10 protein-coding genes and 1 tRNA gene are annotated in these 12,408 nt (G+C 25.0%); all 11 read right to left on the bottom strand.

The genetic code is table 4. The features are described 5' to 3' along the window. Positions 1-2: 2 nt before the first annotated feature. On the bottom strand, positions 3-392 hold the full coding sequence (rpsP, locus tag SBIUS_RS04485; RefSeq protein WP_162684731.1) for a 30S ribosomal protein S16: 390 nt from the start codon (positions 390-392) through the stop codon (positions 3-5). Positions 393-702: 310 nt separating this feature from the next. Further along, entirely contained in the window at positions 703-1,950 is a 1,248-nt protein-coding gene (locus SBIUS_RS01465; protein WP_162684730.1) for a hypothetical protein, read from the bottom strand. A 24-nt stretch (positions 1,951-1,974) separates the two neighbouring features. Further along, positions 1,975-2,745 carry a GNAT family N-acetyltransferase gene (locus tag SBIUS_RS01460; RefSeq protein WP_162684729.1) on the bottom strand — a complete coding sequence of 257 codons (771 nt, stop codon included), beginning with the start codon at positions 2,743-2,745 and terminating at the stop codon, positions 1,975-1,977. Positions 2,746-2,828: 83 nt separating this feature from the next. Then, positions 2,829-2,905 (bottom strand) — tRNA-Arg (locus tag SBIUS_RS01455). A gap of 51 nt (positions 2,906-2,956) precedes the next feature. Next, the gene (locus tag SBIUS_RS01450; protein WP_162684728.1) at positions 2,957-4,555 is read right to left on the bottom strand and encodes a hypothetical protein; all 1,599 of its coding nucleotides are present in this window, start codon (positions 4,553-4,555) and stop codon (positions 2,957-2,959) included. 19 nt (positions 4,556-4,574) lie between these two features. Next, positions 4,575-5,891: a methylenetetrahydrofolate--tRNA-(uracil(54)-C(5))-methyltransferase (FADH(2)-oxidizing) TrmFO gene (gene trmFO / locus SBIUS_RS01445; RefSeq protein ID WP_162684727.1), complete on the bottom strand. Its 1,317-nt coding sequence runs from the start codon at positions 5,889-5,891 to the stop codon at positions 4,575-4,577. 61 nt (positions 5,892-5,952) lie between these two features. Then, positions 5,953-7,551 carry an ABC transporter ATP-binding protein/permease gene (locus SBIUS_RS01440; RefSeq protein ID WP_162684726.1) on the bottom strand — a complete coding sequence of 533 codons (1,599 nt, stop codon included), beginning with the start codon at positions 7,549-7,551 and terminating at the stop codon, positions 5,953-5,955. A 135-nt stretch (positions 7,552-7,686) separates the two neighbouring features. After that, a complete protein-coding gene (locus SBIUS_RS01435; protein ID WP_162684725.1) occupies positions 7,687-8,217 on the bottom strand; it encodes a sugar O-acetyltransferase in 531 nt (176 codons plus the stop codon). Between the two features lie 144 nt (positions 8,218-8,361). Next, positions 8,362-9,102: an ABC transporter ATP-binding protein gene (locus SBIUS_RS01430; protein ID WP_162684724.1), complete on the bottom strand. Its 741-nt coding sequence runs from the start codon at positions 9,100-9,102 to the stop codon at positions 8,362-8,364. 10 nt (positions 9,103-9,112) lie between these two features. After that, complete coding sequence (locus tag SBIUS_RS01425; RefSeq protein ID WP_162684723.1) at positions 9,113-10,837, bottom strand: hypothetical protein; 1,725 nt, start codon at positions 10,835-10,837, stop codon at positions 9,113-9,115. Positions 10,838-10,849: 12 nt separating this feature from the next. Continuing rightward, positions 10,850-12,229, bottom strand: a complete 1,380-nt coding sequence (locus SBIUS_RS01420; RefSeq protein WP_162684722.1) for a hypothetical protein — start codon at positions 12,227-12,229, stop codon at positions 10,850-10,852. Positions 12,230-12,408: the final 179 nt, after the last annotated feature.

The raw sequence follows: 12,408 nt of genomic DNA, 5'->3' as shown, positions 1-12,408 counted from the left end.
AATTACTCAGCTGAAGCTTCTTTTTCAGTTGCTGCAGGTTTTTTAGCAGCAGCTGGTTTTTTAGCAGCTGTTGTAGTTTTTTTAGCAGCTGGTTTTTTAGCTACTTTTTCTTTCTTTGGTTGGTTTTTTTTGTTTTCTAATTTTACATTGTGTAAATCAGTCATTACACCTTCTTTTGAAAGAATATTTCTAACTGTATCAGTTGGTTGAGCTCCTTGTTGTAATCATTTTAAAGCGATTTCTTTTTTAACATTTACTTCTCCATTAATTGGGTTGTATGTTCCAATTAATTCGATGTATTCTCCATCACGTTTAACACGAGCATCAGATGCTACAATTCTGTAGAATGCAGCTCTTTTTTTACCAGCTCTTTTTAATCTTAATTTAACCATGTTTCCTCCTTTTTTTCTATTTAAGAACATTATTAATATTAAACTAAAAAATAAGTTTGTCAAGTTAAATTACTTAACAAACTTATTTTAAACATTCATTATGAGCATAAAATATTACCTTATTGGCAAATATATCCTCTTCTTCAAAATATTTATACTTGTCCCCTTCTTCAATTTTTAATTTACATTTATAACAAATTTTTGTATGTATACTTCTTTTCATAACCATTTAATATTAAGGTCTGAAAAAGCTATATTTAAAATGTTTTTATTAAAAATAAAATTTTAGATTTATAAAAATATTTTTAATCTATTTTGAAAAAACTTTATTTCATATTCCGACAAAAACCCAGAATATAACCAATATTGTAAAGTTTATAATATATAAACTACTGTCATTTTTATTAATAGACATAACGTTAATAATCAATGTTGCTATAAATACTAATAAAGGCAATAAAAAACTTTGAATTGAGTTTTTTACATTTAAACTATTGTTTTCCAATAACTCTAAAAAACTTCCAAAAACGTAAGTTAAAAGCATTGTAGAAAAAACTATATATAACAGGCTTTTCAAAAAGTTAAGTAATTGAGAATTATATCAAGCTTCTGAAGAATCCCCTTTAATACTTATATTTGGAAAAAATACAACATTTAATATTATATTCATAAATATTAATGCAATTATTAAATAATAAACAACTAAATGTTTTCAATAAATTTTTATATTCATCTTTTTAGAAGAAATAAAAATCGAGATATTGTAGTGAATTATAGAAATGATGAACATTGATCCTATAAATCCTACAAATAAATAATTATCTACACTTACCTTATTAACATACATAACAATTCCAACAATAGCGAATATGAATATATTTGCTAAAAATGCAAAAAATAAGGAATTTTTAAATTTTGATATATACAAGCTAGATATTTTTCACATACTTGATTTATCTTCTTGTAAATTATTAAGTGCTAAATTATATTTTATAGAGTCTCAACTTGTGTTTGAAAAATAAGATTCTGACATTTGAAATTCCACTATGCCTTTTTGTTTGCTTAAAACTCTTAGTTTTTCTTTTTCAAAGTTTGTTTTAATATTTTCTAAAATAACTTCAACTGCACCAATATGAGCTGAAATATCTTTTTCTAACAATAATTCATTTGCAATAAGTTCCATAAAATCTGATAGATAAATAGGTTTATAAACAACTGTTTTGAAATCCTTTAGTGCTTTTTTTGCACCCTTAACATCATTTGATTTAATAACTTCTTTTAAGTTATTAACATAGTGAATTGTATTTTCAAATTCAAATAAAATATTGTTTCTTAAATTTTGTCTATATTTCTTTACATTTACTATTCTAGAGAATAATAGTTTTTTGATTGCTGCATATATTATTGTGAATATCATTCCTAATAAAATTAATTTAAAAGGATCAAATAATTGAAATGTCAGCTCTTCTTTATTTAAACTATTGACTCATGCTCCATAAAAATAGTACATAAAGAATAAAACACATATAAAAACTAGTTGAATACTAAATTTTTTCATTTCTTTCCCTAACCTTTTTTTCTATTAATAAACTAATTTTAATTGTTCCATTCAGAAATCTTCATCTTTAAAACCAAGTTTTTTATAAATATTTATAGCCATTTCACTACCAAATAAATATACCTCTTCTTGGTTTCTTTCAAAACAAATATTCAATAAAGACTTCATTAAAAAAGTAGCTAGACCTTTTCCTCTAACGCTATCCAGAACTGTAATATCATCAATTACAGTTGTTTTATTATCAAAGTGAGTTAAGTGACCTGTTCCAACAAATTCACCTTTATATCTTAATAGATAGAGTTCACTAAAATCTTTATATTCATCAAAAATACCATAGAATTTTTTTGCATCACTAAATTCTTCTAAAAAAACTGAGTTTACAATTTCTATAAATTTTTCTAACTCCTCTTTTGTTTTAAATCTTACAAGTTCTACTTCTTCTAAATCATGGTTTTTAAACTTATCTATCTCAGATAAATTTAATGCCATGAATTTATAACTATCTTTAAACTTTAACTTATTAGAAATTTCTCTTCCGTCATATTTATGTTCTGTAAAGTTAATTATATTTCTAATTTTATTTTCCATAATCACATCATAGTTTTCAAATTTATAATCTCATTCTTTTGTAATAATTAAGTTTGAGTGATTTTTATAAGATAAAATTTCAAAATTATCTACTTTTCTTGATTCCAACTCTATATTTGTTGGATCAGTATAGTAATTTATGTAATGTTTTGAAACTATATCGTATTTCTTATTTTTTGAAACTGATTCATTATATCTAAATTTCATTTTCTTTCATCTCCCGACTGTCACTTCAATATTTTACAAAAAAATAAAAAAAATACTAGCATAACTAGTACCTATTTTCTTAATGGCGCCCACGAGAAGATTCGAACTTCTGACCCTACGCTTAGAAGGCGCATGCTCTATCCTACTGAGCTACGTGGGCAAAATAAGACAAAATAATAATAGCAAATTTTTTTGTAGATTACTATTAAATTTAGTCTTTTTTTCATCTTAATAACTTTAAAGGTAATTCCAAATTAGAAATGTATTTTTTTGATTTTTCAAAGTCTTTTTTAATAATTTTTTCATAGTCATTACACATTAGTTCAAATTTAGAATACAATTTTTCAATTGTTTCAGTTGTTTGAACGGTGTGATCTAATGGATGAGGACCCATTAAAATTATAATATTTTTAAATAATTCGAATAAATCATAGTTCATTTTTGAAGCAGTTTTGTTTTCTACTCCCAACACCAAACTCATTATTTTACCTATTTTAAAGAAACAATTTTTATTGTAAAAATCATCTATATTTGTATATTCATGTTCTAAAATTTCATTTATATCATCTTCTGAAATAATAAAATCAGATTCAAGAAGATTTTCTACATCTAACATTCTTTTGAATTTACCTTCTTTGATTTCTTCAAATAATTTAAGAACATCAACAAACAACTTTTTCTTTGGCAATATTCTTGAATCAATTAGATTTGGTAAATACTCATGAATTAATAATATTAATCTTAACTTAGCAAGAACTGTATAAATTATTTCTGAAGTTGTCAATAAAGTTTCTTTGTTGTAATTTATGAATCTCTCACCTTTAGAAATGATATAAGGTTCTAGAACTTGTACATTTATATTTTGATTAGCAAATGGAGAAAGAATTTTTATGCTTGATTTTTTAAAGTCCCTTTTTAATTCATTTTTATCATTAAAGATCTTATCTTCACAAATAAATAATGGTAAGTAGTTTTTTACTTGATCGAATAACTCTTCTCCGTCATCTAACATTGTAACTGCACTTATTTCATCTTTCATCAAAATTGTTGTTACTTTTGTTAGTTGAAATAAAGCTTTAAATCTTTCTTTTAAATCAAAGTTATCTCATTTTGAAGATGAAAAATTACTTAAAAATAATAGTCACTCTTCATCGTTTTTAATTAGCTCATAAGTTTCATTCAAATAGTCTAATTCTTTTTCTTTTCATTCTCTTCCAGAGTTGAATTTTCTTAAAAGAACATCTTTTTGATAACATTTTTCTATTCTTTGATATAAACCTTGTTTTTCTTGAACAACTATTAAACTAAGTGTGAAAAAGAATGGATATAACATTGAAGTTTTGATTTTTCCATCGTCTGCTTCATGGTTAATATCATATTCATAATTTATTACAGATTCTCTGATGTATGCTTGAGCTAAATTTTTTCACATATCATAAGTTCTAAAACAGTACTCATTTATATAAGGTAAAAGTAAATTAGAAATAATTTCTTCGCATAACTCATATGTTTCTTCATCTTTTAAATTAGCTTTTTTAGGTTTTTCTTTTACGAACCTGTATCTTATCTTATAAATTTCATCATATCTTTCCAATATGTAGTCAGTATATGAATTGCTTTCCTCTAATGGAATTTCATCTATAACAATACCTCTATATAAAGAATATTGAATGACTCCAAGATAAACAACAGGATATAGATTGTAAATCAATTCTTTTTGAGTTGTAATATAGTATTTTAACTGAGCATTTTCTTGAGCTAAGTTGTGTAAACCAAATCAAAAAATACTTTGTTTATCAATTTCTCTCATAATTGCCTTTCATTTATTATTACAATGTTTTAATGAATTCTTTCATTGAATTTATTGCTCTATTTGAATAAAGTTCTTTTTTTTCTTCTTTTTTAATTTTAGACTTAATTTCTAAATTTTCAACAATACTTCAATTAGCTTTCATTGGTTGGAAGTTTTTTGAGTCTGTTGATATTATGTAATTTTGCAAACCACCCATTACTGTATCTTTTGGGAATTTTCTTAATTCTTCTTCGTTAATCATTCTAGCAATGTTTATTGCAGCTATGATACCTGAAGAAGTTGATTCAACATATCCCTCCACACCTGTTATTTGTCCGGCAAAAAATATGTTGTTATTGCTTTTAAGTTGATTAAACTCATTTAAAACAGTTGGAGAGTTTATGAAATTGTTTTGATGCATAACTCCATATCTTACAAAATTAGCATTTTCTAAACCTGGTATAAGTCTAAAAACCCTCTTTTGTTCAGGTCAAGTTAAATTGGTTTGAAAACCAACAAAATTATATAAATCATCTGCTGCATTATCTTGTCTTAACTGAACAACTGCAAAATTATTTGTTCCATCTAAATTTCTTAAACCAGCTGGTTTTAAAGGACCATAAGTTAAAGTGTCAAAACCTCTTTTTGCCATAACTTCAACTGGCATACAACCTTCAAAATATTTTAAGTTTTTTTCAGATTCCAGATGAACTGGTGCTAATTGTGCATTTACAAGCTCGTTATAAAATATTTCATATTGTTCTCTGTTCATTGGACAATTTATATAATCTTGAGTTTCACCTTTCTCATATCTGTTTTTTCTAAAAGCAATATCCATATTAATTGAATCTTTTGTTATTATTGGTGCTACTGCATCGAAAAAATAAAAGTAGTCTTGTCCAATTAAATTTGCTATTTCCTCTTGTAACTTTTCACTTGTTAGTGGTCCTGAAGCTATTAAATTTATTTCATTATCATTGATTTTCTCAAATTCTTTCTCAATAACTTCAATATTTGGATCATTGTGCATTGCGTCAGTAATATATTTAGAAAATACATCTCTGTCAACTGCCAAACTTCCTCCGGCAGGTATTTGAGCGTGTTCTGCTGCTTTTATTATTAAAGAGTCAAACATCCTCATTTCTTCTTTTAAAGTACCTACTGCATTTTTTAAATCAGTTGATCTTAAAGTGTTTGAACATACTAATTCAGCAAAATAATCTAACTTTTGTACAGGATTCCTTTCAATGGTTTTCTTCTCATATAATTTAACTTTAATATTTCTTTTTGATAATTGATAAGCCGCTTCACAACCTGAAAGTCCTGCTCCAATTATATTAACTAGTTTTTCCATTGCTTAATTATAACAAAAAACAATATAAAAAAAGCACATTCAAATTGTGCTTTATTGTTTTTTAAGATTCTCATTTAAGCTTCATTGCAGATGTAGTGGTAAATGCTGCAATCATAGATATAGAAACACCAAGATATATTCCTGTAGCTAAATCAAAACTAAATGTTCCACCTCAAGCATTTGAGAATGGTTCCATACAATATTTAAATACGTTAATATATGTTGCATATCTCAATACTGGACTGTCCATTATTAAATCTATTGGTAAAAATGATCCACCCAAAAAGGCAATTGGCATGTAGATTACGTTTGAAACAGCTATGTATGCTGTTGTTGATCTAAATACACTAGCCAACATCATCCCCATTGATACTGATTGAACTAAAGTTAACATTAAGAAAGGTATTGATGGTCCAAACTGTTTTGGAAGGGCAACATTTTCTCAACCCAAATCCCCACCAAACATTATTCCCGCTCAAAGTAATGTTCAAAAGAAACCTACTATCATGAAGAAAATCCCCATAACAACTACTGTTAAAACGAAAAATATCGGTTTAATATTTGTTGCTCCAATTCTTTTCATAAGAACACTATTTTTAAATTCTAAAATAGTTTGAGGGATAATAAATATTCCCACAGCGATTATTTGCATAATAGCTAGAGAACCAATTAGGTTATGCAATAATCCTCCAGGTTTTCCCGAAGCATCTTGCATATTTTTAAATACAAATCCTTCTAAGAATAAAAGAATCAAAGGGAAAAAGAATAAGAAAAATGGCACTGCAAAACCTTTATAGTAGTACTTTAACAAAAGTTTTATTAAAGGTATATTTTTACCTTTATTTTTTTCACTATTTATAATTCTATCTAACTTATTTTTATTCTCTTTATCAGCTTGTAAGTTTTCCTTTTTAAGATCTGCAGCTTTTTCTTCTTTGAATTTTTTTCAAGTAAAGTTATGTACTGATCCATATTCTTTTACAAGATCTTTTACAAGACCTTGTTCTCTTATTTTTCCGTTATGAATATAAATATACTTCTCACATAATTCTTCAATTTCACTCATCATATGAGTAACTAAAATCATTGCTTTGTTTTTGTTTACAACGTTTTCTTTGATGGTGTCAAAAATTTCACTTCTAACTTCAATATCAAGTCCTGTTGATATTTCATCAAAAATAACTAAATCCGGATTATGAATTAAACTTAAAAGGATATTAACTCTTTGCTGTTGTCCTCCACTTAAACCTTCTAAAAATTTGTTTTTAAAATTATCAATTTGGAATTTTCTTAAAATATCAGTAAGTTCTTTTTCTGTCATAGGGATATTAAAAGTTTCAAGATAATATTTAATCATGTCTAAAACTGTAATACCAATTGGATATTTTGATTCTTGAAATTGTAATCCTATCGTCATATTTTCTTGTCTTATAACTTTACCTAAAGTTGGTTTTCTTATTCCACCAATAATTTCACTTAGTGTTGATTTACCCCCACCATTAGGACCTATTACACCAATTCTATCTCCAGGATTAATAATTAAACTTACATCATCTAAAGCTTTTTTATTTTTATATAATTTAGAAATGTTTTCAATTTTAATCAGTGGGCTTTTTTCATCTATTTTTGAGATGAATTTTTCTGTTTGTTCATTTTTCATAATTAATTACTTTCTATTTGATAAGCCAAAATAAGTTCCATAATTGATATTATATGATACAGATTTTCAACAAAAAAAAAAAAAAAAAAAAAAAAAAATCTAAAAATATTTTTAGATTAGTAAATATTTTTAGATTTATTTTTTTATAACTAAGGGCTTGATTTCATCTCCAATAACCAAACTATTTTTTGGTACATCTTTTCTTATTATACTTCCTGCTCCAATAGTAGAATTTGCACCAATAGTAACTCCAGGTAAAACTATTACATTACCACCAAATCAAACATCATTTTCAATAACTATAGGTTTTGAAATAATATGTCTTCTCTTTTCTGGATCTAATGGATGATTTGAAGTGTAAAATGAACAATTTGGGCCAATCATTGTATTATCTCCAATAGATATTCCACCCCTATCCAAAAAGGTACAGCCAAAATTTATAAATACATTATTTCCAATTTTTAAATTAAGGCCTAAGTCTATATTTATCGGGGTTAAAAACATAAAATCCTTTCCCAATTCATAATTAGATAACTTAGAAAAAAGTTTGTTTCTTCTTTTTGTAGATATATTAGCATAGTTAATCTTTTTTAATTTTTTTTGAGTTTTAAAAATAGCTTTTATTATATTTTCAGCACCGTCATCTGTTGGTTTTATTCATTCCATGTTTTTATCTCTTTTAAAAACATCGTGTTTGTAATTTATTCTCATAATTATTATCCTTTCTGTTTTATTTTAACATTATGGTTTTCATTTATATTAAATAAAAAAACAGAATTAGATTCTGTTTTTTAAATTAATTTTACTTTCTTATTTCATTTTAAATAATTCATCAAGATTTGTATTAATTGAGTTTATATTTTTTTTGGTTTTCTCTTTATAAATATCAAATATTTTTTTATCATTTTTGTCATAATCATCATTGTAAACAATTTTACCTTCTTGTATGATGACTAATTTATTTATTATTTCTTCTAGTTCATCAATTATATGTGTTGTTATAAAAAACCCAATTCCTTTTTTGTTTAAATTTCTAATAATTTCTAAAATTTCTTGTCTAGCATCTACATCTAGGTTTGCTGTAGGTTCATCCATAAATATAATTTCTGGTTTTGCCATTAAAGCTAAAACAATACTTAATTTTTTTTGCATTCCCAATGAAAGTTCTTTGATTCTTTTATTTTTAGTTTCCTTTAGATTGAATGATTCTAATAAGAAATCGCTTCTTTCTATAGTTTGATATTTAGAAAGTTTATATAGAGCTCCAGTTCAAAGAATGTAGTCCTTAACTTTATAAAATTGAGGGAGTTGTGTTTGATCTGTAAGAAAAATAACTTTTGAAGGTTCACATTCAGAGAATGATTTTTCTCCATATCTTATTTCACCAGAATCTAATATATATTCTCCAAATATCGATTTCATAGTTGTAGTTTTACCAGCTCCATTAGGACCTACAAAACCAACTATATCTTTAGAATCAAAAGTAATTGATATATTTTCTATTCCATTGTTTTTGAATTTTTTAGTTACATTATTTATATTAAAGTTCATAATTTTCCCCCTATATTATTAACTTTCTTTTTCAATTTTTAGCTGTTATATAAAACATTATTGATACTCATGATATTTGTTCAATGAAAATTATTCATCTGTTAACAAGAATATCTCCATCCTCAAAAGAAACATTATCTTCTAAATCATTGCCATATAGGTCAAGATTTTTGTCAATTAAACTATCTTTATCTTTTATAATTAATTTTTTTCTTAATCCTGCCTTTGTTAAACCAGCACCACTTAAATGTCCGTATTGGTCTGAAAATGATTGGTCCTTATAGTTTAAAACTGAGTAGTTTTTAAAGTAAGCAGTACTTGCAAGCGGATTTAAGTAATAATTTATTTTTGTATTTCTATAGTACTCATTGACTAATCCTTCTGGATATATTTTTATAAAACGGCCACTTGTTTGAGAATTCAATGTGAAAGTTCTTGTAGACATAATACTTTCTATAACATTTTCAAATATTTCTGATAAATACCAATTAATTTCAAGTGAATATCCTGAATCTCGAATTCTCTCTCTTTCATATATCGGCTCAGCACTAACACCATCATATTTAGCATATACAAAATTCTCATCAATATAAGTTTTTAATTCAAAATAATATTTTGTAAGATCAATAATTTCTTTTATTTCTTTTATTTCTTTATCTGAATAAAAAGTATTGTCACTTTTTTTCATTCCTTTTATGTTTTTATCAATTACATCATATACGGAAACAAAATTATTTTTTCCTATTAAACTTTTTTCTAAATGATAACTTAAGTCTTTCATTCAAGCAAAAGGATTAGAAAACACTTCTTTTGAATCGCTTGGTTCTATATTAACTTTTAAATAGTCGTATACTTTTAAATCTTCTGCATTAATTATAAATCCAGATTTTCATAAGTAATAAAAAGTTTTATTATTGTTATCCAAATCACTTGTTTTATTTCAATTAACTATTTCATCGTTATGGCTGTCGTTATAGTTTACCTGAATTTTTTTGTATAAGTTCAATAACATTTCAGGTTCATTACACATGACATTAAACATATTATTTGTATTTTTTAGTTCAAGTGCTCGTTCTGTAAAATTTATCCTATAATTTATATTTAACTCTTGCGAAGCTACAAAGGAAAGGTTTCTATGAAAACCATCTTCTTTTTCTATTTCTTTTAAAAGGGTTGGATTAGAAAAAGTTTCACAACTTAAATATAAACCATTTATAAGAAAAGTAGATATTATAGATAACACTGTTTTTCCGTGAGAGAAAAATACTATCATTAAACAAATTATAAATAAATTAATAAAAAAACCAGCTATATATTTTGAAATAATTAATGAATAGTAGTATCAAAAACTAAAACTAAATGAAGCTTTTATTATCAACTCAAAAGACATAGCAAATAAATATAAAGATAGCAGCCATACCATAGCCACAACAACTCTTCTTAAAAAGATATTAAATGGTTTTATCTTTAGCCTAACTTCTAAGTTTAATGATCCATTTTCTCTTTTATTTACAAACTCTTCATGAAAGTGCATAACAAGAAATATTCAGATACAAAAAGATGCTGATATATTACCCATTATCATTACAATTAATTGTACACTTTGATCACTATCCAAGCCTAAAAATAAATCTATTAGAGAAAAAAATATGACGAAAAAGAAAAAACTTATCATTGTAATGATTGAACTTTTTTTGAAATATATCTCTTTTAAACTATATAAATAAATTCTCATGATAAATTCTCCTTAATCTAACAGATTTTTTTTAAAAATATAAAAACTCAAGAATAATAAACCTAAATTCAAAGAAGATCATTCTAAATAAATTATTCATGGACTAATTATTTTTGTTGTTTTTGTTATTTTAATTACTCCTTCATTTCAATCATCTCTATATAAATCAAAGTATTTTGTTTCTTCGTTATTTTTATATTCAAAATAAGAATACTCATTATATAGGAAGTTTTTGCAACCAAAATTTGAAGAAATACCTCTATTTATAACATTTGTATTATTTAAATTTTGATAAAATCCGAAGCTTGAAATGTAATTTAATGAGGCAAATGGATTTAAATAGTAATTTATTCTTGTATCTTTAATATATTTGTCTGAAGTACTTTCAGAAAAAACATTATAACTATTATAGGAATCCAACTCATATAGATTGGGTGCCATTCTTGATATTGCTATTGATTCTAAAACTATTGAGTATAGAACGCTATTTCCATAACTTATATTTGTTTGATTTGCATAAATTTTATTATTTATGTTAACTCCATAAAAGCCATTTTCGGGTATCTCAACTTGTTCAAATAACTTACCATAATCATTAACTTCAACAATTCTCATGTTTGAGGAAAATTCTTCTCAAAAAATATAATTTGCAAGAGATAATATTTCCATAATTTCATCTATTTCTTTTTCATCATAACTTCCGTAATTCACTTGTTTTAGTAGGTTTATATTTTTTTTAATTATTTTAAAAATATCATTTACATTATAACCTTTAGGACCGAACTTTGAGTCAGTGGGATAATATGTATTCTCAATGATTTCGTTTGGTGTGAAATTAATTACATCATTTATTATATTTTGTAAATCAACCATTCATTTATAATTGTTTGATTCTTTAATATCATTTACATGTTTAAGATCAAATCTATATCTTTCATCCCCAATTGTTTGAGCATTAGTTGATAAGTTTGAATCAATTAAAAAGCATCATACTATGTTTTCATAATTTTTTGTATTTTTTGTGACTACCCTGTCAGAACTTCCATTCTGTCCGTAATCATCTAGATAAAAATCATCTTGATAAAGGTCAACAAAATCCTTTGGGTTTTCAATCATTTTCGAAAATAAACTATTAGTTTTTTTCAAAGAGTTTATTTTTAATGAGTATTCATAAAGTTTGTTTAATCTATAATTTGATTTACCAACATTACCATAAGTTAACTCTTTAAATGGAACGCCTTTATTTTCTATAACTTTACTTAATAGAGGATTTGCTAATTCTGATTTTAGTCCAAGACCTATAACTAGAAAAATACTTAAAATAATAGCTAATATCTCTTGTTTCTTTATAAATAACATTGCAATTATGCTTATTAATAAAATTTCAACCATAAATATAGCTAGGTATTTAAAAAAGAAGAAAGAGAAATACAAACTCGCATAAGGATTTAAAATGGCTCAAAAAATAATTTCTATGCAAAAATAAATTAAGTTAATAAACACAACTAGTAAGATAGCTAGAGATATTTTTCTTATAAAAATATCTCTAGAATTTATTTTATGTCTTAACT

The sequence above is a fragment of the Spiroplasma sp. BIUS-1 genome (assembly GCF_010365805.1).
Classification (GTDB): Bacteria; Bacillota_I; Bacilli_A; order Mycoplasmatales; family Mycoplasmataceae; genus Spiroplasma_A.
The sequence above is the reverse complement of the archived record's forward strand: the minus strand, read 5'-3'. Positions and strand labels throughout refer to the sequence as shown.